At 41.8% G+C, this 23,771-nt stretch carries 18 protein-coding genes and 1 other RNA gene; 9 read left to right on the forward strand and 10 right to left on the reverse strand.

Annotated elements, in window-relative coordinates; translation table 11 throughout:
- Positions 1–41: 41 nt before the first annotated feature.
- From ATK78_RS20290 to ATK78_RS20310, 5 genes are all read left to right on the forward strand, one after another.
- Positions 42–884, forward strand: a complete 843-nt coding sequence (locus ATK78_RS20290; protein ID WP_133577958.1) for a sialate O-acetylesterase — start codon at positions 42–44, stop codon at positions 882–884.
- 85 nt (positions 885–969) lie between these two features.
- Positions 970–3,249 (forward strand): FAD-dependent oxidoreductase, encoded by a 2,280-nt coding sequence (locus tag ATK78_RS20295; RefSeq protein ID WP_133577959.1) that lies wholly within the window; start codon positions 970–972, stop codon positions 3,247–3,249.
- A gap of 16 nt (positions 3,250–3,265) precedes the next feature.
- On the forward strand, positions 3,266–4,939 hold the full coding sequence (locus ATK78_RS20300; protein ID WP_166664929.1) for a sodium:solute symporter family protein: 1,674 nt from the start codon (positions 3,266–3,268) through the stop codon (positions 4,937–4,939).
- 9 nt (positions 4,940–4,948) lie between these two features.
- Positions 4,949–6,889, forward strand: a complete 1,941-nt coding sequence (locus ATK78_RS20305; protein ID WP_133577960.1) for a sialate O-acetylesterase — start codon at positions 4,949–4,951, stop codon at positions 6,887–6,889.
- 193 nt (positions 6,890–7,082) lie between these two features.
- Entirely contained in the window at positions 7,083–8,171 is a 1,089-nt protein-coding gene (locus ATK78_RS20310) for a serine hydrolase domain-containing protein (protein WP_133577961.1), read from the forward strand.
- A gap of 222 nt (positions 8,172–8,393) precedes the next feature.
- Here ATK78_RS20310 and ATK78_RS20315 read toward each other — a convergent pair whose 3' ends face one another.
- Positions 8,394–9,482: a nuclease-related domain-containing protein gene (locus ATK78_RS20315; RefSeq protein ID WP_133577962.1), complete on the reverse strand. Its 1,089-nt coding sequence runs from the start codon at positions 9,480–9,482 to the stop codon at positions 8,394–8,396.
- Between the two features lie 791 nt (positions 9,483–10,273).
- Here ATK78_RS20315 and ATK78_RS20320 point away from each other — a divergent pair.
- The gene (locus ATK78_RS20320; protein WP_133577963.1) at positions 10,274–10,651 is read left to right on the forward strand and encodes a VOC family protein; all 378 of its coding nucleotides are present in this window, start codon (positions 10,274–10,276) and stop codon (positions 10,649–10,651) included.
- A complete protein-coding gene (locus ATK78_RS20325) occupies positions 10,644–11,489 on the forward strand; it encodes a helix-hairpin-helix domain-containing protein (protein ID WP_133577964.1) in 846 nt (281 codons plus the stop codon). The genes ATK78_RS20320 and ATK78_RS20325 overlap by 8 nt, the downstream gene beginning before the upstream one ends.
- 112 nt (positions 11,490–11,601) lie before the next feature.
- Here ATK78_RS20325 and ssrA read toward each other — a convergent pair.
- The 3 genes from ssrA to ATK78_RS20340 form a co-directional block, all read right to left on the reverse strand.
- Positions 11,602–11,967, reverse strand: a transfer-messenger RNA (tmRNA) gene (ssrA, locus tag ATK78_RS20330).
- A 68-nt stretch (positions 11,968–12,035) separates the two neighbouring features.
- Entirely contained in the window at positions 12,036–13,238 is a 1,203-nt protein-coding gene (locus tag ATK78_RS20335; RefSeq protein ID WP_133577965.1) for a pyridoxal phosphate-dependent aminotransferase, read from the reverse strand.
- A 63-nt stretch (positions 13,239–13,301) separates the two neighbouring features.
- A complete protein-coding gene (locus ATK78_RS20340) occupies positions 13,302–13,694 on the reverse strand; it encodes a DUF1573 domain-containing protein (RefSeq protein WP_133577966.1) in 393 nt (130 codons plus the stop codon).
- A gap of 130 nt (positions 13,695–13,824) precedes the next feature.
- On the opposite strand from ATK78_RS20340, the gene ATK78_RS20345 reads away from it, so the two are divergent.
- On the forward strand, positions 13,825–16,248 hold the full coding sequence (locus ATK78_RS20345) for an alpha-ketoacid dehydrogenase subunit alpha/beta (protein ID WP_133577967.1): 2,424 nt from the start codon (positions 13,825–13,827) through the stop codon (positions 16,246–16,248).
- A gap of 173 nt (positions 16,249–16,421) precedes the next feature.
- Here ATK78_RS20345 and aroC read toward each other — a convergent pair whose 3' ends face one another.
- From aroC to ATK78_RS20375, 6 genes are all read right to left on the reverse strand, one after another.
- Positions 16,422–17,513, reverse strand: a complete 1,092-nt coding sequence (gene aroC / locus ATK78_RS20350) for a chorismate synthase (protein WP_133577968.1) — start codon at positions 17,511–17,513, stop codon at positions 16,422–16,424.
- 16 nt (positions 17,514–17,529) lie between these two features.
- On the reverse strand, positions 17,530–18,789 hold the full coding sequence (locus tag ATK78_RS20355; RefSeq protein WP_133577969.1) for a 3-phosphoshikimate 1-carboxyvinyltransferase: 1,260 nt from the start codon (positions 18,787–18,789) through the stop codon (positions 17,530–17,532).
- Positions 18,790–19,932, reverse strand: coding sequence for a chorismate mutase (locus ATK78_RS20360; protein WP_133577970.1), 1,143 nt, complete (start codon positions 19,930–19,932; stop codon positions 18,790–18,792).
- A 50-nt stretch (positions 19,933–19,982) separates the two neighbouring features.
- Positions 19,983–20,816, reverse strand: a complete 834-nt coding sequence (locus tag ATK78_RS20365; protein ID WP_133577971.1) for a prephenate dehydratase — start codon at positions 20,814–20,816, stop codon at positions 19,983–19,985.
- A gap of 261 nt (positions 20,817–21,077) precedes the next feature.
- Complete coding sequence (aroB, locus tag ATK78_RS20370) at positions 21,078–22,157, reverse strand: 3-dehydroquinate synthase (RefSeq protein WP_133577972.1); 1,080 nt, start codon at positions 22,155–22,157, stop codon at positions 21,078–21,080.
- On the reverse strand, positions 22,157–22,363 hold the full coding sequence (locus ATK78_RS20375; protein ID WP_133577973.1) for an RNA-binding S4 domain-containing protein: 207 nt from the start codon (positions 22,361–22,363) through the stop codon (positions 22,157–22,159). Before ATK78_RS20375 ends, aroB begins: the two co-directional genes overlap by 1 nt.
- 95 nt (positions 22,364–22,458) lie before the next feature.
- On the opposite strand from ATK78_RS20375, the gene ATK78_RS20380 reads away from it, so the two are divergent.
- Positions 22,459–23,643 carry a proline dehydrogenase family protein gene (locus ATK78_RS20380; RefSeq protein ID WP_133577974.1) on the forward strand — a complete coding sequence of 395 codons (1,185 nt, stop codon included), beginning with the start codon at positions 22,459–22,461 and terminating at the stop codon, positions 23,641–23,643.
- Positions 23,644–23,771 lie beyond the last annotated feature (128 nt).

Genomic DNA, 23,771 nt, shown 5'->3' on the forward strand with positions numbered 1-23,771 from the left:
GATTAAACTAAGATGAATTGTATCTGCATAACGCACAGTTAATGAATTTATTAAGGACCGTAATTTTAATGGGGATCTCTGGGCTGGTTTACACTACTTGTCTGGCACAGGAGAAATTAGTGTTCCTGGTAGCCGGGCAAAGCAATGCGGTTGGTCAGGGAGATTCCAGTAAGTCGGTAAGAACAGCTTTAGCAGGAACCTTTGAATACAAATATACGGGTGATGTGCTGGAGCCTCTGGCTGATCCGGTTGGTATGAACGAACTGAGCTTTGAACGTGCCAACACGGGCAGTGCCTGGCCTGCTTTTGCAGCGCAGCTGCAGTTGCTCAGCCAAAAAAATATCATCATTATCCCGGCAGCCAGAAATGGCAGTTCGTGCAATGGTAAAGCGGAGCTGGATCCTTATGGAACATGGGACACCACGGGTGTGCTATTTAAAAATGCCTTACTTAAAACGCGTAAAGCGGTTGAGAAGGTGGGCAGGCCGTTAAACGGGCTGATATGGATGCAGGGAGAGCGGGATGCCAATGCAATTAACAGCGGTACCATTTCTGCGGCCGACTATGAGGTAAGCTTAAGAAAGCTGATTGAGCGGTTCCGGCAGCATTTGGGTGCCGAAATGCCGTTTTACATCGTTCAGACTGGTTATTATTTAAACCATCCCAGGGCTGGATTTGATGCCGTGCAAGCGGTTCAGCGGCGTGTTTGTTTATCCATGCCCCATGTTTTTATGGTGTTTAAGACCGCCAGGTTTGCTGACGAAAATAAACTGAAGGATGAGATCCATTATGATCAGGGTGCGTTGAACGACTCGGGAAAAGCCATTGCAGATGCGATTTACCGGCTTAATCTGCCAGGGGGGATTGCCGGCGGCAACTTTTAAAACAGATTCATATGGACACCTTAAGATCTCATGCCCTTTACCAGGCAAAAATTAATAGAACTAAACACGTTTAATCATTGGAAATATGTTGACAGCGGAATTTATATCGCAAAGAGAATTAAAAGTAGCGGAACTTGCTGCAGACCTGGTCATTGCAGGTGGTGGTTTGTCGGGTGTTTGTGCGGCAATTACAGCAGCCAGGGCCGGATTGAACGTGATCCTTGTTCAGGACAGGCCGGTGCTGGGTGGCAATTCATCAAGCGAGGTGAGGTTGTGGATCCTTGGCGCAACATCGCACATGGGCAACAATAACCGCTGGGCCAGGGAAGGTGGTTTGGTAGATGAGCTGCTGGTAGAAAATATGTACCGCAACCCGGAAGGTAATCCATTGATTTTTGATACCATTTTATTGGATAAGGTTGCCGCGGAAAAGAACATCCGGCTGCTGCTGAATACAGCGGTTTACGAAGTTGGCAAATCTGCCGCCGATGTGATCTCCTCTTTAACGGCTTTCTGCAGTCAGAATTCTACCCGGTATATCCTTAAGGCCCCCACGTTTTGTGATTGTTCAGGCGATGGTATTGTCGGTTTTTTATCAGGGGCTGCCTTCCGTATGGGAGCTGAGGCAAAGGACGAGTTTGATGAGAAGTTTGCGCCTACTGAAACGTATGGCCAGCTGCTCGGACATTCCATCTACTTTTATTCTAAAGATACCGGTAAACCCGTTAAGTACATTGCTCCTGATTTTGCGTTGGATGACATTGCTAAGATCCCGCGTTTTAAGAGCTTTAATGCACAGGATTTTGGCTGTAAGCTGTGGTGGATAGAATATGGCGGCCGTCTGGATACGGTTCATGATACAGAGGAGATCAAATGGGAACTTTGGAAGGTGGTTTACGGTACCTGGAACTACATTAAAAACTCTGGAAATTTTCCTGAGGCGGAAAACCTAACGCTGGAATGGGTAGGTACGGTTCCGGGAAAAAGGGAGAGCAGGCGTTTTGAAGGCGAATATATGCTGAACCAAAAAGACATTGTAGATCAGCATACGCACTTTGATGCGGTAGCTTATGGTGGCTGGTCGATAGACCTGCATCCCGCCGACGGAATATTTAGTGAGAAGCCCGGATGTAACCAATGGCACAGCAAGGGTATTTTCCAAATCCCATACCGATGCTTATACAGTAAAAATATAAAGAACCTTTTTCTTGCCGGGCGGATCATCAGCGCCAGCCATATTGCATTTGCTTCCACGCGGGTGATGGCTACCAGTGCTTATGTGGCGCAGGTTGTGGGTGTGGCGGCAAAAATTTGTAAAGACCACGCCATAGATCCTGCCGACATCATCAGGGAGGAGAAAATTGGATTGCTGCAAACCGCACTACTTAAATCTGGTCAGCACATTCCCGGATTTTCGCTGCATGACGAGACTGATCTTGTGCAATCTGCAACGATACAAGCCTCAAGTGAACTGGTTATTGATGAAATGGATGGTCCTGCACAGTTCCTGCCCTTAGACATTTCTACGGCACAGCTGATTCCTCTGCCTGCGGGCGAATTCCCTGTGGTTGTTTTGCAGGCGATGGCCGAAGAAGATACCCAGTTGACGGTAGAACTGCGTACGTCTGTAAAGGCGGGCAATTTTACACCTGATCATACGGTTACTTCTATGGTTTTCGATCTTAAAAAAGGCAGCAATTCCCTGACGCTTAATTTTGATCATACGCTGTTAAACGCGGCTTATGTTTTTTTAATGTTCATAAAAAACCCGTTGGTGAAATTAAAGTTTACGGAGCGGCGCATTACGGGAATGCTGTCTGTGTTTAACCTGGTGAACAAGAGTGTTTCGAACTATGGGCGACAAACCCCAACGGAAGATATCGGGGTGGATGATTTTGAATTTTGGTGTCCGCAGCGCAGGCCAAACGGGTTGAATTTGTCTCTTGGTTTTACGCCTGCCCTGAACGTTTTTAGCGCAATTAATATCCGCAATGGGGTAGACCGGCCAACGGTGCAGCCCAATGCCTGGGTTGCGTCTTATCATGATCCGGAGCCGAAGCTGATATTGGATTGGGAGGAGCCGCAAAGCATCAGCACCATTCATTTGCTTTTTGATACGGATTATGACCATCCGATGGAAACGGTATTGATGCACCATCCCGAATCTGTAATGCCTTTTTGTGTCCGCAGTTTTAGTCTATCGGATGAGCATGGGGTGGTGATCTACCAGGAGGATGGCAATTACCAGACCCATAAGGTAATCAGGCTTGCCAAGCCGGTGCTTACAAAGAAACTAGTTATTCATATGAAACATCCATCGGACCTGGTACCGGCTGCGTTGTTTTCAGTCAGATGTTATGCTTAAATTGCTTTTATAAATTATGGAACGAACAGACTTTTACGTGATGGCGATCTTCGCCTTATTGATCTTTGCAATTGGCTTAACCTTTACAAAAGCGGGGAGTAAAAACGGCCAGGCTTTTTTTGAAGCCGGCGGCGCAACGCCCTGGTGGATCAATGGCTTATCGTTATTTATCAGTTATTTTTCGGCCGGTACTTTTGTGGTATGGGGTTCTATCGCTTACAAAAGCGGACTGGTGGCTAACGTGATCCAGCTGACGATGGCCATCAGCGGTTTTCTGGTTGCCCGTTTTATTGCCGGCAAATGGAAACAAACGGGGGCGATGACGGCAGCGGATTACCTGGGCAGAAGGTTCGGGGTAAAAACGCAGCAGTTTTATACGTATTTGATTTTACTGCTCAGCTTATTCTCTACTGCGGCTGTTCTTTACCCGGTGGGCAAGATGGTGCATGTGGCTACCTTGTTTCCGCTCAATACCTGTATCATTGTGATCGGGTTAATTATTGTGTTATATACGGCTGCCGGCGGATTGTGGGCCGTACTGGTTACCGATGTTGTGCAGTTTGTAATTCTCTCTGCCTCGGTATTTATTGTAATTCCGATTGCATTTAGTGAGATAGGAGGGGTTTCTGAATTTTTTAAAAGGGCACCGTCCGGTTTTTTTCAGCCTTTTAATGCCGATTATACGTTCGAATTTATGCTGGCCTTTGTGGTTTACCAATTATTTTATATTGGCGGCAACTGGGCCTATGTACAGCGCTATACCAGTGTGGCTACGGTTAAGGAATCAAAGAAAGTCGCTTACCTGTTTACGATATTGTATTTGGTGAGCCCTATTATCTGGATGCTGCCCCCAATGATCTACCGCATTATCAATCCGAACCTGCAGGGTCTTGAACCCGAAGGGGCGTATATGATGATCTGCCAGAAGGTGCTGCCTGCCGGCCTGATCGGCCTGGTGCTTGCCGGAATGATCTCGGCCACGTCAAGCAAGGCAAACACGACCATTAACCTGGTGGCAACGGTTTTTGCGAATGATATTTATAAACCTTTACTGCGCCCCAAATCGTCTGACAAGGAACTGATCCTGATGGCGCGTTTGTTTACGCTGCTGTTTGGCGCGGCTACCATTATTGTTGCGATCCTGATCCCGAGGGCGGGCGGAGTGGTTGAGGTGGTTTTAAGTACGGCATCCATTGCGGGCGGCGCATTGTTTGGTCCGATCATCTGGTCGTTGTTTACCAGGCGGCAAACGGCATCATCGCTGGTTACCATTTCTGTGGTGTCTTTATTGGTGAGCCTGTTTTTTAAAGTGGTTACCCCTTCTTTATTTGACCTGAAATTTAACCGCACGGTTGAAACTATTGTTGGCGTTGGTCTGCCGGTTTTATTGCTGCTCGCATTTGAACTTTATAGTAAACTGAATGACAAGTTAGGTCCTGATTATATGAAAGCCCCGGTAGAAACAACGGGTACGCAGACCATTGCAGAACATGCTGCTTCGCAGCGGCAAAACGTTTTTGGGGTAAGGGTGATTTCAATATCTATGGCGGTAATCGGTATTGGTGTGATTGTATTGGGCATTTTGGCACCACGTTTTTCAGGGATCGTGAGTGGTGTTGGGTTATTTATTTTAGTCATGGCCGCTATGATCTGGTACAAAATAAGGGTTACGAAACCTGTTCCTGCTTAATTCTGCACCATGAAAAATAAATTCTTCCTGTTTACGGGATTGTTATTGCTGGCTTGTTCTACGGTAAGTCAGGCTAAAATTGTGGTCTCGAGCCTGATTAGCGACCATATGGTTTTGCAGCGGGGCGTAGATGTCCGCATTTGGGGCACTGCTGATCCGCAGGAAAAGATATCTATAGTTTTTAAGGGCCGCAATTACCAGACCCGTGCTTCAAGAGATGGCGCATGGGCAGTGATGATTGCGCCTTCTGAGGCCGGCGGTCCATATTTACTGACGATTCGTGGGAAAAGTGAAGTTCTAAAGATCAATGATCTCGTTGTTGGCGATGTGTGGCTGTGTTCTGGTCAGTCGAATATGGAATTTACGGTATCTGGTGTGTTCAATGCTGCGAATGAACTTGTGGCAGCCAATGATAACCAGATCAGGCAATTTAAGGTGCCGAAAGCGAATGGCCCGTTACCTGTGAATGTGTTAACCGCGGGGGCATGGAAAAGCAGTTCTTCTGCGACCACTGCTGAGTTTACAGCTGTTGGATATTTCTTTGCCCGTGAAATGCGTAGAGTTCATCCGGATGTGCCTGTCGGCATCATTAATGCCAGCTGGGGCGGTTCGGGTATCGAAGCCTGGTTAAGTAATGCCGGGTTTGGGTGGAAGGGGTTGGCTGATCTGAAGAAATACCATGAAAGTGAGTACACCCGCCGCCTGAACCTATTGAAAGATAAAAACGACTGGACGCCTGGTCCTGGTGATGCCGGTATAAGCAATGGCAAACCTGTATGGATTGCTACTGATTTTGATGATTCTGGATGGAAAGAATGGAATGCTCCCGGCTGGTGGTGGGGCAATGGTCTTGAATTTTTTGGTGGTGTACTGTGGATGCGTAAATCTTTTGAGCTTCCTGCTGATGTGGCTTCCTCGCACATTGCGTTATCGCTAGGGTACTTTGATGACTCCGCCCGTGTTTGGATCAATGGTCATCTGATTGATTCGGCGAATAACAGATCGGGTCAGGTCCGCAGATACCTGGTTCCTGCTAAATATTTACGGACTGGCAAAAATACGTTGACGTTACAAGTTACGAATCTCGATGCGACGGGAGGGGTATATGGAGAGAAGGAAAGCCTGAAGATCAATGCTGACTTTTTTCAATTGTCGCTTGCCGGCGCCTGGAAATATAAGATAGGTAATTTTGTTTACCGGCCGGAAAGTCAGCCGTTAACTACGCCGGTTGGATTGTTTAATGCGATGATCTCGCCATTGACAAATTATACCATTGGCGGCGTGTTGTGGTACCAGGGAGAGCAAAATGCGTCTGACATACGAACCGCTTATCAATATCGCCAATATCTGCAGGGTTTGGTTAAAGACTGGCGCGGACAGTTTAACAGCGGCGACGTTCCTTTCGTTGTTGTGCAGCTGCCCAATTTTAATAAGCCTGCACAGATGCCCATGCCGAGTAATTGGGCGGTGTTAAGGGAATCTCAATCCCGGGTACTTGAACTGCCTAATACTGCTGTTGTGAATACGATAGACTTAGGGGACGCTGATGATATACATCCGCGTAATAAGCAGGATGTAGGTAAACGGGTTGCACTGGCGGTGCAGAAACTTGTTTTTGGCAAAATGGAGTTGGATACCGGACCGGCTTATTTGTCCAGCCAAGTGATTGGTGATTCTATTGTGATCACGTTTGACAATAAAAATTTGATTTCTAAAGACAGGTATGGATATGTTACCGGTTTTACAATTGCAGGAACGGATAAGAAATTTGTATTGGCCAAAGCAAGAATAGCAGGGAATCAGGTTGTAGTGTGGAGTGAGGCTGTAAAAGCTCCGGCAAGCGTTCGTTATGGCTGGGCAAATAATCCGGCCGATGCGAGCTTGTACAGTGATCATTTGATGCCCGCGTTTACTTTTCGTACTGATGGTTGGGATCCGTGTTTGTATTAGGTATTGGATATATTTGTAGCCGATCCTTAAATATAGAAAATAGTAATTAATTTCTTCAGAAATCCAGCGTTTGCGTCACAACCTTCAATGTTCCCTGAAATAGACACATTGCAAAATCAAAAATGCAACATTTCCTAAATTTCTTTGTCTCTTCTAATGATACAGATTCAGATCTAATTTTTAAATTTTGTTTATGAAAAGTTTTAAAACTTATTACTTGTTGCTTTTGATTGTAATTGTTTTAGTCAGTTCATTTTCTTTCCAAATTGGGAATCCAAAAAAAATAAAAAGCTTAAGTGGTAAAAAAATAAATGTTGAGGATATTGATAAATTTTTAAAAACCCAGATGGATTCCTTTAGTATACCAGGATTGTCCATCGCTATCATTAATGATGGTAGAATTACTTATCACCGGAATTTAGGTGTAACCAATTTTAATACAAAAGAAAAAGTATCTGCGGAAACACTTTTTGATGCGGGATCAATCTCTAAAACAACTTTCACTTACCTGGTTCTAAGAATGGTGGATCAGGGAATATTGAATTTGGATCAGCCATTGTACACTTATTTGCCCTATTCAGATATTGCACATGACGACCGTTACAAATTGATCACCGCACGGATGATTTTATGCCATACATCCGGCTTTCCCAACTGGAGGTTTTTGAATGCGGATAGAAAGCTGGATATTAAGTTTACTCCCGGCACCCAACATCTCTATTCCGGGGAAGGCTTTGAGTATTTGGCAAATGTGATAGCTCATCTAAAAAATATTAAAAAAAATGATCTGCAGCACTTATTTGAAAATGAAGTTGCTAAACCTTTAGGAATGAAATATGCTTTTTATACATGGAATGACTATGTTAAAAAGCATCAGGCAACTGGACATATTGATGGTAAACCGGCTGCTGGGTGGGGTATAAATGCAAATAGACCAGATTTTGCTGCCTCTTATAGTTTACAGACGGAGGCACTAAGTTATAGCAGTTTTATAATTGCCCTGATGAATGGAAAAGGATTAAGTAAGACAGTTTATAATGAAATGTTAAAAGGACAAGTACGAATACCTTCCAGCGAAGACGGTAGCTCTTATTGTTTTGGAATAAAAATAAAGCCTACAAAGTTTGGTAATGTATATATGCACGATGGATATAACCAAAATTTTTATTCCGCTTATTTATTTAGCAAAAGCAAGAAAATAGGGTATGTGTTTTTCACAAACTGTAATAACGGTTTAGATTTTAATGAAAAATTAGAAAATTTCCTGACAAATGGCAGGTAAATAATTATCTGTATCTAATGGAATTCTATCGATGGCGTAATTTTCTCATATCTTGGAAGATGATAAATCCTGCTGTATGTTGTAGTCAGAGTTCTTTACTTCTTTCGTCTTTTGGAGGATTGTTAAGTTTAAAGTACATACGGTTTTCATTTATAGATTTGCAATGAAATAATTTAAATGATGCCTAACGCCGCCAATTTTGTCAAACCCTGTTAAGTGCAGCTAGTCAACAATTGCTCTAAAATTTCTGGCAAGCAAATAGTCGGCTATCTTTTGTGTTTCTCTTGTTGAAAAAGTTGGCTCAAAATATTTGATATAACCAAGCAATTGATTCAGCGTTAAAACTTTCACGTATTTGAATTCTTCAATTGGTTTTTGGTTAATGAGAACAATAATATTTTTTAATGGAACTTTTCTTTCGCCCCAATGGTGTCGGCTAAGCATTAAATCAGAGTACGATTCCTCTGATACCAACATTTTATATAGAGCTAAGTTTGTTCTTTTTATTTGTTCAACTGGAGAACGAAGGCTTAGGTTATTTTGCGATTCCTTGCTCCAATTCTTTGTTTCTATTATAAAAACTCCAAATGGAGAGATTAGAATATGGTCAACCTGAATTGATCTAATGTAATTTCTTTCTCTTGAATTATAAAGTGGCGGATCAAATGTGCAATTAAAATCATTTATTAAGATGTAGTCGTCAGCTAACGTTTTTAATTCCTTAACCACCATTTGTTCGCCGAGTGCCCCGTAAATTGAATTATTGATTTCGTCAATTACAGCTTTCTTTTTGTCAAGATGTTTTGTTTGAGATAAGCTACTTTCTTCTACTGCATCATTGAAAAATGAAACTATATATTCGTATCGTTCTGTCTTTTTTGTAAGGAAATGGATTAAATGCTGGATAGATTTTTTAATTCTGAAACTGAAAAGAAGTTTGTTAGTCCAGATCTTTAGTTTAAGAATAATTTTTTTACAAAATCTGGTGAGTACTCGAAAAACAGTAACATTCTTAAAAATCAGGTTTGTTAATCTGTATTTTAATTTCTCAATTTCTTGTAGTAGCTGTTCCCTGACTTCATTTTCCTTCGCTATGATGGAATCTTTTAAATGTGAAATTTCTTCTTCAAGTATTTTTTTTTCCTGTTCGATTAAAAGCGTGTGATGTGATATGATTTCTTTCCGAACATCAGCATAGCTATTTTTGAAGTCAATTATTTCTTTTAAGGATTTAAGATCATTTATATTATTCCTAATTAAATGGGAATTTATTGTCGTTATGCAACCTACTTCATTATAAACCTTGCACATACTTGTCCTTGAATTTTTCTGTTGTTAATATTTTTGATTTTAAAGAACTAATATACAAAAATTTAATAAAATTAGGCGATTTTATCCTCCTATCAAGTTAGAAACCGAATAATTATTCTGAGAAATGTCGGTACTCTAGAGTTGTCGGCAGTTTGCGTAAAACTGGAAAGGTTTGCGTCATTAGGGATATGCGGCAATAGTTGCGCTTAACGTTTTGGGATTTGGCGAAGGTGGCGTTAAGATAAACTTTTATGTAATATATTTGATTTAAGTATTTATTTGACAATCAATTTGTTATAAATATGTGTATCTATATGAATTGATAATCGGAAATAATCCGATTATTGTAACATTATTTAGCATAATCGTGTCTGTCTAATTAGTTTATTCGTCGTTGCAGGAGTATCCGGGATAAATTAAATCCGGTAGAAGATCAACTGACAAACAGTGAGAAACACATAATTTTTACCAAAGAAAAAGGGGTTTCAACTGATGAACATCCTCTTGGTGGAGATGAGGGGGTTACAATCGAACACCTTATACCTATTTAATTTTTTTTGATAACCTTAAAATTATATAAGAATAGGTGCTTTTAGGTATGATTTACTTCATTTACATGAAAAAGAAGTTTTAATATGAAAACTTCACCCGACAAATAAAACCGTGTTATCTGTGTTACTCTTTGCATTTTTTCGTTGCCCCCTCTGCGTTTAATTCACTTTAGCAATTTCAGCACATTTCCACATTCACCTTTTCCCTACTTTTGCATAAACTAATAACTAATTCAATTTATGAAGTCCATCTCGCCAAACATCTTTATCAATGACTTACAAGCAACCATGACCTTTTACACCAAACTCGGCTTCACAGTAACCGATGAAGTGACTACTCCCGAAGGTGAAAAAGTATTTGCCCTGATGACGAACGAAAGTGTTACCATCATGTTTCAGACCTTTGCCAGCATTGAGGGTAAGCACCCGATGGTGAATCGTACCGCTGGAGGATCGCTTTTGTTTTACATCAGTGTGAATAACATCCGTCAGTATTATGATGATATAAAAGAACACGTAACCGTGCTCACCGGCCTGGAGAAAACTTTTTATGGTGCTACTGAATTTTCGCTTTGCGACAATAATAATTACCTGCTAACTTTCGCAAAACATGACTAAAGATGAACTCAATCCACTGGAAGTAACACCCGCAGAAGTGAAAAAGCTGCGCGCTCTGAAAATCAAAAAGAGTGAAATGCACCTGCACAAAATAGAGATATTGCAAAAGTTGCTTGATACTACAAAGATCAGGGCGATGGAGCTGTTTGCGCTGTCCGAGTTTCAAAGTCTTCCCTCAATCGGGATACGCTTTGCGCATGACCTGATCGGTATGGGATATTATTCCCTACACGACCTGAAAAGAAAGGACGGAGCAAAGCTCACCGATCAATATGAACTGCAAAAAGGGGTATGGACAGATCCATGTGTGGAAGATCAGTTTCGGCTTGTGGTACATTTTGCCAACCACCCAGATAGTAAACTCAACTGGTGGAACTTCACTCCCGAGCGCAAAATCTTCCGCGAAAATAATGGCTATCCTTCCACGCGGCCAGAGAAACCTTGGTTTGAGTCGCCTCAATATCAAACGGGCAAACAAATACCGGCCACACATGAGCAGACCCAAAAAGACCTGCATAAAAAACTGAAACTCGCATTGGCGTACATGACCAAACATCCCGAAGAAAAAATCACCATCGCTCAACTGGCTGATTTAGCACACCTCTCACAATATCATTTCATCCGCTGCTTCCGCAGTGCCTATGAACTGACACCACTGCAGTACCTCACGCGATTACGATTAAAGCAAGCGTCTTTACTATTAAAGAAATCAGATGACACGGTAGGCAATATCGTTCCCAAATGTGGCTTTGAAAACGAGAGCGCTTTTATACGCCTGTTCAAAAAAGAATTCAGAATGACACCAATAGCTTACCGGAAGGAGTTTGGAAAGAAGTAGGCGTCTATCGAACACCTGCCATGCTGAATATATTATCGCCTAATTCATTGATAATGAATGGAAAAGACTATCTATTTATGAAAAAAAGGGATGATTTTTCAATCATCCCTAAATGTGGAGCCGAAGGGGTTCGAACCCTTGTCCAGTTGTGTGGCAAATTATGCCTTCTACATGCTTATTTTCCAATTTATTTTCGAGATCAGACGGGCCGGAAACCTACCTTGTCTTTCTCCTTAGGTACTTTATCTCGCAACTGTACCATACCTTACAATTGCCAGCGTTGTTATTTCGATGCCCCATATTCTAACCTAACATCGCAGCAGTTAGAGGGACAAAAGCTATCTAATTCTAAATTAGGCAGCTAAGGCGTAGTTATTTTCGCCAATCAAAGTGTGAACGTTCACTTTTAAGTGCTCTCCGTACAACGCACTGCATGCTAACATACGTACCTCCACCCTGTCAAATCCAAAACGGCCCCAGGTAACGTCCTGATGGTGTGTGGCTAACTAATCCTTTCCAACCATCAGGGGTACAAAAGTACTAAAATTATGCCATAGTTCTGCCAGGGTATTGCGTTAATGCAATTTCTAAGCAGTCCATAGCCTTATTCAGGTCGTTTATATTTAATACATACGCCATTCTAACCTCATTTTTTCCAGATCCTTCTGTAGAATAAAATCCGGTAGCAGGTGCCATCATGACCGTTTCTCCGTTGTTTTCAAAACTTTCAAGCATCCATTGGCAAAAACTGTCTGAATCATCAATAGGGAATTTAGCCACCACATAAAATGCGCCGCCCGGATTCGGACAAAATACACCTTCAATGTTGTTTAACCGTTTAACTAAGGTATCCCGGCGCAGCGTATATTCTTTATTTACTTCTTCAAAATAACTATCAGGAGTATCAATCGCTGCGGTACCTGCAATCTGCTCAACCATACCCGGACTTAACCTTGCCTGGGCGAATTTAAGCCCTGATTTAATCACTTCCTTATTCTTCGTGATCAAACAGCCTAACCTGGCACCACATGCGCTATAACGCTTAGAAACCGTATCCATGATCACTACGTTTTCATCAAGACCATCCAGATGCATCGGAGATATAAATTCGCGGCCATCATAGCAGAACTCACGATAAGCTTCGTCAGAGAACAAGAACAGATCATATTTTAAACACAGCTCTTTTAAGGCTTCCAATTCTTCTTTTGAATATAAGTAACCAGTAGGGTTATTTGGGTTGCAAATGATGATCGCCTTTGTCTTTTCTGTGATCAGTTTTTCAAAATCAGCGATAGCCGGCAATGCAAAACCATTTTCGATATGAGATAGGATCGGCTTAACCACCACATTGCTCATACATGCAAAACCATTGTAATTGGCGTAAAAAGGTTCAGGAATGATGATCTCGTCGCCTTCATTAACGCAAGTCTGCATCGCAATGGTAATGGCTTCAGAACCACCAACGGTAACCAATATGTCTGATGGGGTAATATTGTATCCCAATTTGTTGTAATATTCTGCCAGTTTAGTACGGTAAGATAGGGTACCTTCAGATGGAGTATACGCCCATACATCAAAATCAATATTCTTAATGGCATTAAGCATCACCTCTGGTGTTGCAATATCTGGCTGACCTATATTTAGGTGGTATACTTTTTTACCGTCCTTTTTTGCTTGGTCAGCATATGGTGTTAACTTTCTTATTGGTGATGCGGGCATTTGTACCCCTTTTTCTGAAATTCTTGGCATGGCGCAAAAATAAAAAACCTCGTTGATTAACGAGGTTTTTATTAAAAATATCTTGGAATTTTTTTATTTACTAGCTGCAGCTACCGTTTCACCTTTAATGTAAAGTACTTTAGTAGTCGTTTTTGCATTTGAAGTGATGGTAATCGCTTTGCTGAATGGCAATGCTGCTCCAGTTGGATTGTAAGTAACTTTAATGGTTCCGGTTGCTCCCTTTTTTACAGGCGTTTGCGTGTATTCTGGTACAGTACACCCACAAGTGGTCTCTACTTTAGTCAATATTAAAGGCGTATCGCCAATATTGGTAAACGTAAAGGTAATGGTAGCCGGTTTGTTCAAAGGAATTTTACCAAAGTCATAAGTTTCTTTGTCGAACTTAAATTCAGCTGGTTTAGTCTGAGCATTTGTCGCAACAGTTACTCCTAAAATTAATGTAAATAACAATATTAGCTTTTTCATCTTATTGGGTTTTAAAACAAATTTAATGTTTTCGTTGGTAATTCAAAAAGTATTCCACATTATAAATTACTCCACACCATAAAGTCATACTTTAGAAAATATGTATCTTTGTCCCATAACCAAAATGCTTATGATGTCAAATGTCAAATTAACAACTAATCCAATTGACGCTTCTGAGTTAAGTTTTGATGACTTCAAAACGATTGTCATTAACGACTATAAAATAGCCTTTGAAAGCAGACAGGCCAGTTTATTGGGCCGAAAGGAGGTGTTAACAGGTAAAGCGAAGTTTGGTATTTTTGGTGATGGTAAGGAGGTTCCGCAGATTGCAATGGCGAAAGCCTTCAAAAATGGCGACTGGCGTTCCGGTTATTACAGAGACCAGACATTTGCCTTTGCTACAGGCATTTGCACCCTCAAAGAATTTTTTGCACAGCTCTACGCAAACCCAAGTGTAGAAGCAGATCCGGCATCGGCAGGCCGACAAATGAACTGTCACTTTGCAACGCGCTCTATCAATGACGACGGTACCTGGAAAGATCTGACTGAAATGAAGAACTGCTCTTCAGATATTGCACCCACAGGCGGGCAGATGGCCCGTTTAGTTGGCTTAGCTTACGCTTCCAAATTATACAGACAAAATAAAGAACTGAGTTACCTTAAAAATTTTACGGTTAATGGTAATGAAGTGGCCTTTGGTACCATTGGTAATGCCTCTACCTCTGAAGGGGTGTTTTTTGAAGCCATTAATGCCGCCGGAGTCTTACAGATCCCGATGGCCATCTCCATTTGGGACGATGCCTATGGAATTTCTGTTCCTGCAAAATATCAAACCACTAAAGAAGACATATCGGAGATTTTAAAAGGTTTCCAAAAAGATGAAAATAACCCTGGATATGAGATCTATAAGGTAAGGGGATGGGATTATCCTGCCCTTTGTGAAATGTACCAGCGCGCCATTGACGTATGCAGAACTGAACACGTTCCTGTAATGATCCATGTTACTGAAGTAACGCAGCCTCAGGGCCACTCTACTTCTGGTTCTCATGAACGTTATAAAAGTAAAGCCCGTTTAGAATGGGAAAAAGAATTTGATTGCCTTGTTCAAATGCGCAAGTGGATGCTCGAATCGGCCATTACTACCGAAGATAAGATCTCTGAGCTGGAATCAACCGCAAAAGTTTATGTTCGTGAAACGCAAAGGGAAGCATGGAATGAATTCCTGGAATCTATAAAAGATGAAAAGGATCATGCCATCGCAATGATCAATGCCATTGCATCCGGCAACCCGGTTCTTGGAAAAATTACAGCGCAGCTTGCTGCTACACCAGATGCCATGCGCAAAGAGGTAATCTCCAGTGTTAGAAAGGCATTGAGGTTTAGCATCAGCGATACTTCTCCGGAACGAATGACTTTACTGAACTGGTACAATGAACAGGCTGAAGTAAACGAAGAAAGATACAATTCTAAATTATTTACTGATGGCAGCGAAAGTCCATTCTTAGTAGAAGTTAAGAATACAGAATATACGGACGACAGTAAAATGGTGGATGGCCGTGAGCTTCTGAATGCCTGCTTTGATGCCAATTTTGCCCGCGATCAGCGTTTGGTTGCTTTTGGTGAAGACCTGGGTGCCATTGGCGATGTTAATCAGGGTTTCGCTGGCTTACAGGCTAAATACGGCGACCTGAGAGTTACCGACACCGGAATTAGGGAAATGACCATTGTAGGGCAGGGAATAGGTCTTGCCATGCGCGGACTAAAGCCAATTGCAGAAATCCAATACCTCGATTATCTGTTATATGCATTGAACATTTTAAGTGATGACCTGGCCAGTTTATCGTATCGCACTAAAGCCGGACAAAAAGCACCACTAATTATCAGGACCCGCGGGCACCGTTTAGAGGGAGTTTGGCACTCCGGATCACCAATGTCCATGATCTTAGGTTCCCTTCGCGGATTGCACATTTGTGTTCCAAGAAACATGACACAGGCTGCCGGTATGTACAATACGCTTTTTAGATCTGATGAACCAGCACTGGTTATTGAATGCCTCAATGGATACCGCCTAAAAGAAAAACTGCCTGATAACGTGGGGGAGTATACCGTGCCACTTGGTGTTGCCGAAGTAATTAAACAAGGAACTGATATTACCATCGTTTCTTATGGGTCTACCTTAAGGATTGTGGAAGATGCAGCAGAAGAACTGGCTCAGTTTGGAATCTCTGTTGAAATTATTGATCCGCAAACCCTGCTTCCTTTTGATAAGGAACAACTCTGTGCACAGTCTTTAAAGAAAACAAATAAATTATTGGTTGTGGATGAAGATGTACCTGGTGGTGGTGCAGCTTATATTTTACAGCAGATCATAGAAGAGCAGGGTGGTTACTACCATTTAGATGGACAGCCGAGAACACTTAGTGCTAAGGCACACCGGCCTCCGTATGGTTCTGATGGCGACTATTTCAGTAAGCCTTCTGTTGATGATGTTGTCGAAGCCGTTTACCAGATCATGCATGATCACAACGCGGCTAAATACCCGTCTATATTTTAAATCAAATCTCTGAAAATTAATTATGAAAGCCTCAGTAAGATGCGGGGTTCATTAAATAGCCTTGTGCTTGTAAACTAAAAAAGATCCCAAACGGGATCTTTTTTAGTTTCAATAAATCTGGTATTCATTGAACAGAATCTTTACTATTCATTAAGTAAAACCAGGTTTAATATCTAGTCGATTTTACTCGTTTTATTTCTTAGCAAATGGTCTGCAAGTACCAACGCAGCCATTGCTTCTACAATGACCACCGCGCGTGGTACCACGCAGGGATCGTGTCTGCCCTTACCTTTAATTTCTGCAGCTTCTCCTGCAGCATTGATGGTTTGCTGGTTGTGCATAATGGTTGCAACGGGCTTAAAAGCTACACTAAAGCTAATTTCCATCCCATTAGAAATTCCTCCCTGTATACCTCCCGAAAAGTTGGTTAACGTTTTAGGAGCACCTTCATTAGCCAGGAAGATATCATTGTGTGCAGATCCCCGCATTTCAGATCCTTCAAAGCCAGAACCATATTCAAAACCATGAACGGCATTGATGCTCAGCATCGCCTTACCCAGGTCTGCATGCAGCTTATCGAAAACCGGTTCGCCTAAACCTACCGGACAGTTTCTGATGATGCAGTTGATCTTTCCGCCAACAGTATCGCCATCCTTACGGATGCCATCAATAAAATCGATCATCTGGTTTGCCGTTGCCGGATCGGCACAGCGTACAATATTCTCCTCACGTGTAACAAGCAGTTCAGTGATCGAATCTCCGCTTAAATTAGGCGCCTGTATCTTACCTACTGCAGATACATGTGCAAAAATCTCGATGCCATAATGTTTTAAAAGCAGCTTGGCAATGGCACCGGCAGCAACCCGTGCTGCAGTTTCCCGTGCCGAAGATCGTCCTCCACCGCGATAATCACGGATCCCATATTTGGCATCGTAGGTGTAATCTGCATGTGATGGACGGTATACATCGGTATTGTGGCTGTAATCTTTACTCCGCTGGTCTTCATTAGGGATCAGCATCGCAATTGGTGTGCCTGTACTTTTACCTTCAAAGGTACCAGACAAGATCTGCACGGTATCACTCTCTTTGCGCTGCGTAGTAATTTTAGATTGCCCAGGTTTACGCTTATCCAGTTCAGACTGGATAAAATCAACGTCGATAGGCAATTGCGCAGGGCAGCCATCTAATATAACACCAATGGCAACGCCATGTGATTCGCCAAAGGTTGTGATGCGGAATAATTGCCCGAAGGTATTGCCTGCCATATTCTTATGATTGTAATTAAATCTCTTCTACTGTAAATCCTGCTTTTTCCAGATCCTTCCAGAAATCAGGATATGATTTCTCTACCACCTGGTAATCTGCTATCTGCACTTCCTTGATCAGCATGCTCAATGGCGCAAAGGCCATAGCCATTCTATGATCGTCGTACGTTTCAAACGTCACCTTTTCAGGGAAACTCAGCTGCTTACAATTTAACGTATATACTTCATTGTCTTCCAATAGCTGCACACCGATTTTAGCAAGCTCCTGCTGTAAAGCGAGGATCCTGTTGGTCTCTTTGATCTTTAAGGTTTCTAATCCCGTAAAAGACAGGTTTAAGCCTTTGGCTGCCGCACATACGATGATGGTTTGTGCCAGATCCGGACAATCTTTTAAGTTCAGCACTTCTTTGATGTCTGTTGAGGTGCCGGATTTTAATTGAATGCCATTTGGTGTGCGGGAGGTACGAACACCCAGCGGAACCATGATTCCCTGGATCTTGCTGTCGCCCTGCAAACTTTGTTCTTTCAGGTTCGGAAGCGCAATCACGGCCTGATCTGCCAGTGCAGCAATACTGTACCAGTAGGAAGAAGCGCTCCAGTCTGGCTCTACCGTTAATCGAACATCTTTAAACGCTTGCTTTTCAATATGAATGGTATTGCTTTCCCATTGGTGTGCGATCCCTGCTTCTTCAAGCATGGATAACGTCATGTCCAGATAAGGCTTAGAGGTCAGCTCACCATCAATTTTAAGGGACAGTCCCTGTGGTAAAGTGGTGGCAATCATTAGCAATGCAGACAAGTACTGGCTGCTTACATCACCCTGTATATTAACGGTTCGGGTTAACTGGTTAAAATCCCTGCTAATGTCTAACGGCGGATAACCTTCTTCGCCAGCATATTGAATGCCTGCACCGAGTTTCTGAAGGGCTTCGGCCAATAACCTGATCGGACGTTCCTTCATTCTTCCGGATCCTGTCAAATGAAATGTTCCCCGGACAGTAGAAAGATAAGCGGTTAGAAAGCGCATGGCCGTACCTGCATGGCCAACGTTTACAACCAGTGCGGTATCCGCATCTGTATTTTCACTTACCTGCTTAAGTATGCCATTCAGGATCACCGTATCGGCAGCATCAGACAAGTTATCAACCTGTACCAGTCCGTTAGACAGGGCAGCTATAATTAGCGCCCTGTTACTTTCACTTTTTGATCCCGTTAAGGTAATCTCTGCATCAATTGCTTTGATCCCTTTAAAAGAAACAACTGCATTTTTTTTCATCTATTTAACTGCTTCAGTGTGTGATTCTGCAGCAATTCCTTTTTCTACTACTTTACCTGCATTCATGATCTCAGTTTGTTTACGGATAGATTCTCCATGAACCAATTCCAGGAATTTCTCTGTAAAGTTCAAATCAAGTTTCAATGCTTTTGCAAATGAAGCGCCTTTTTTAATGATGGCATCCCAACGGTTAACTTGTAAAATAGTTACCTGGTTATCGCGTTTAAACTCACCGATTTTACCAACAATAGCCATACGCTCACCTAATTTCTGTAATAACAAATCATCAATTTTATCAATTTGCTTACGCAGTTCAGCCAGTTGATCTGTAAAGGCTTCATTTTTAGATTCTGGTTCACGAACCGTTAAACGGTCTGCAAGTTCTGCCAACGCTGCAGGGGTTACCTGTTGCTTAGCATCAGTCCAGGCTACAGAAGGATCAACATGCGACTCGATCATTAAACCCTGCATGTCTAAGTCTAACGCTTTTTGCGAGATGTAAGGGATTAGCTCACGGTTACCGCAGATATGACTTGGATCATTGATGATCGGCAACTCCGGACATAATGTTTTCAACTGGATGGCAAGTTCCCACATCGGTTCATTACGGAACGAGCTTTTTTCAAAAGAAGAGAAACCACGGTGAATGGCACCTAATTTCGTAATACCTGCATTGTTGATGCGCTCTAATGCACCGATCCACAATTGAAGATCTGGGTTTACCGGGTTTTTAACCAATACCGGGATGTCAACACCTTTTAAGGCATCAGCAATCTCCTGAACAGTAAAAGGGTTTACGGTAGAACGGGCACCGATCCATAGAATATCTACGCCTGCAGCCAATGCTTCTTCTACATGTTTTGCATTTGCTACTTCAACAGCTGTAGGTAAACCTGTTTCTGCTTTTGCTCTTTTTAACCACTCTAATCCGATGCTTCCAATTCCTTCAAATTCTCCAGGACGGGTACGTGGTTTCCAGATTCCCGCTCTTAAAACAGATACTTTTCCTGTTGCTGCAAGTAAATGTGCGGTAGTTAATAATTGTTCTTCGGTTTCTGCACTGCATGGTCCGGAGATAATAAGCGGCTCATTGTTAATGTTAAGCCAGGTATTTAATGGCTGAATGTTTAATTGCAATTTCATCTTTTTTGGGGTTTTTGTTTGTGAAATATTTTAGTTAAGGGCTTAGAAGTTTATACTTTATCGTTCTTCTTGTATTCGCCCATGATGTTAAAGTTTACTGTAAATTTTAAGGCCTGGCGGATCGCTTTATCATAAGCCTCCATGTTATTCCATTCCATATCTACATAGAAGTAATATTCGCTGCGTTTGCCCAGTACAGGCATGCTCTGTATTTTGGTTAGGTTAACCTCCTGCTCAGCAAATATGTTAAGCACTTTTGAAAGCGCACCTACATGGTTTCCAACCTGGAAACAGATGGAAGCCTTGTTGATGTCTTTCATTTCATCGTTTTTATCACTTTTAAGGATTAAGAACCGGGTATAGTTTTTCTTGTTCGATTCAATGCGTCTTTCAATTATATTCAGACCGTAAAGTTCTGCAGCAAGAGAATTTGCAATGGCAACCGTATCAGTTAACTGCTCATCTTTGATTCTTTTGGCACAGGCTGCAGTATCGTTGCCTTCAATAACCTGAATCTGTGGAAAGTCGTCAAGGAAGTCAACACACTGACGGATGGCAATAGGGTGGGAGGTTGCATACTTAACATCCTTAAACTTTACTCCCGGCAAGGCCATCAGGTGAAGCTGGATGGGCAGGTAAACCTCTCCTACAACGGCGAAGTTATATTCGCGGATCAGCGTGTAGTTTGGCAGTAAGCTGCCAGCAATAGAATTTTCTATGGCCATCACTACAAAGTCAGCTTCCTGGTTTTCAAGGCGGTCGCAAGTTTGCTTAAAGGAATTGCATTCAACGGTCTGAATGTCTTTTCCGAAGAATTTAAATGCGGCTTCCTCATGGAAAGAGGCTTTAATACCCTGTATCGCTACTTTAATGGCTGTTTTCATTTTTATTGCTAATTGCTTTAAACGAAAAAAGTCCCGGCTTTAGACCGGGACTTTTCGTATACATTATATCGTTATGATTTTATTGCATATTAGTCCCGGCTCTTACTAAAATAGTAAAAGTAACCAAACCAATATGTAGTGATATTTTTCAAAATATGCTTTTTGTTTTTCCAAATGTACTAACAAAATTTAATTTGTCAATAGTTATTTAAAAAAAGATTTAAGGTTGCCCGGCTTTTCTATTTTCAGGCTACCCGAATATTAATCGTTTGCAATGTTTTTATTGATAATGTTATAATAAGAAAGACTCTCTTTAATCTCATTTTCAGTAACGCTGCAATTGATACTGCAGGTACCTATGCTGCTTAACAGGGAAAACATGATCTGTCCGTTCTCATTCTTTTTATCACTTTTCATAAAAGCAAGCAGGTCTGTAAAACTATCTTCTTTGATGGTATACTTAGGATAGGTGGTTAAGATGTAGTTACTGATGTCTATCAGTTCATCGTGACTTAAATTGTTGTTATTGCTGGATAGATAGGCTTCGCAAACCATGCCTATAGCAATAGCTTCACCATGGGTCAACGGATTTTTATCATGGATCAGGGAGTAGGTTTCTACAGCATGCCCGATGGTATGACCATAATTCAGGATCTTCCGGATTCCCTTTTCGTGCGGATCTTCGGTAACCACCTTGTTCTTGATCTCTACTGAACGGTAAATGGCATCAGAACTGATCTTTTTATAATCACTTTTCTTAAGCATTTTATAATAGTCCTGATCAACGATCAAGCCGTGCTTGATCATTTCTGCAAAACCAGAAAGGAGTTCTCTTTTAGGCAGGGTCTTTAAAAAACCACTTTCTATAAATACCGCTTGTGGAAGGGTAAACGCACCCACCATGTTTTTAACGTTATCAATATCAATCCCGGTCTTTCCGCCTACAGATGCATCTACCTGAGCAAGTAGGGTAGTTGGGATATTGATAAAGTCGATACCACGTTTATAGGTAGAGGCCACAAAACCGCCCATGTCTGTGATTACACCGCCACCTAAATTGATCATCAGACATTTACGGTCTGCTTCAAAATCCAATAATGTTTTCCAGATGCCAATGCAAAAGTCTATGTTCTTATTCTCTTCTCCCGGATCGGTTTCTATCAGGTCGAATGCTTGAAAATCACCAAGCAGCTCCTGAAACAGGGGCAGACACAATTGGGAGGTGTTGCCGTCAGCAAATACAAAGATCTTACTGTACTTACCAGATTTAATGATGTCAGTTAACGGGGCCAACTGCGTTTCAAAATGAATGGAATGTCCGGCACTGTCTATCTTATTCATTAAATTACTTTTATTTTCTGACCCATAAAATCGACTATATCACCGATCCGCACTTTTAATCTTTTGCGGTAATCCACTTTTCCATTATACTTGACCAGGCCGTCTTCAACAACAGTCTGTGCTTCGCCGCCGCTTTGAACCAATGCAGTTGCTTTTAGCAGCTGAATAAGGGGTATAAACTCACCTTCTAATTTAAATTCTATCATGGTAAGGCAAACTTACAATTATTTATAAAGTGTTTACCTCTGATAGCAAGGGAATTTATACTTTTGCAAACGATTTTACACAGCAAAACCTTTAAATGGAAATATCTCCGAAGAAAAGATTGAATTTTGACAATACTGAAATTGCTTTCCGCAATAAATCAAAGGGCGAACTAAACGCGGCTTACTGGCTTTTTAAAATGATTAGCAGTAATTTTCTAACTAATGTTGGTCCGCCGGTTACCAATTTCTTCCTGAACATTGGCCTGCCGATAAAAGGGATCATTAAAGCAACTATTTTTAAACATTTCTGCGGAGGCGAAACCATCGCAGAATGCGAACATACCATTTCACAGTTAAGCAGCGGAAACGTTGGAACAATTTTAGACTACTCCGTAGAAGGGGAGGACGAAGAGTCGGTGTTTGATTTTACCTGCGAAGAGATTATCCGTACCATTGAGCGTGCAGATGGAGATCAACGAATTCCGATCACTGTTTTTAAGGTTACAGGTATTGCCAGGTTTGGTTTGCTGGAGAAATTAGACGCTGGTATGGTGCTTACCGATGCAGAGCAGAAAGAATGGGACATTGTTAAATCGCGCTGCGAAAAGATCTGCAGATCTGCGTTTAACAGAAGTGTTCCGGTAATGATCGATGCGGAAGAAACCTGGATTCAGAATACGATTGATGAACTTTCTCTGGACATGATGCGCCTGTTTAATCGGGAGAAGGTGATTGTTTATAATACGTACCAAATGTACCGCCATGATAAACTGGCTGATCTTAAAGCTGATCTTTTGATCTCTAAAGCTGAAGGTTTCTTACTTGGTGCTAAGGTAGTACGTGGTGCATACATGGAAAAGGAACGCAAACGGGCATTGGAAATGGGGTATCCATCGCCAATACAACCTGATAAAGCGGCTACTGACCAGGATTATAACGATGCCATTATTCATTGTGCGGAAAATGTGGACCGCATTGGTTTGGTTTGCGGTACTCACAATGAGATGAGCTGCAGAATATTAGCTGAGTTATTGGATAAACATAACATCAGCCACAATCATCCTCATATTTATTTCTCACAATTACTTGGAATGAGTGATAATCTAAGCTTTAACTTATCAGATTCAGGATATAATGTGGCCAAATATGTTCCTTACGGACCAATTAAAGCGGTGATGCCATACCTCTTTAGAAGAGCCCAGGAAAATACATCCATTGCGGGGCAAACCAGTAGAGAACTGGATCTGATCGTAAAAGAAAAAACCAGAAGGAACGCTTAATCTATACAAAGAGGAGTATCATAAGTGAAATTCGGCCTCTGAGAATGAATATTTGAAAATACCCCTGTAGGGGAAGAGTAAAAAACAAACAAGAGGGTGGTCATGCTTATGATGCACCCTCTTGTTGT

This window comes from Pedobacter metabolipauper, assembly GCF_004362715.1.
GTDB lineage: Bacteria > Bacteroidota > Bacteroidia > Sphingobacteriales > Sphingobacteriaceae > Pedobacter > Pedobacter metabolipauper.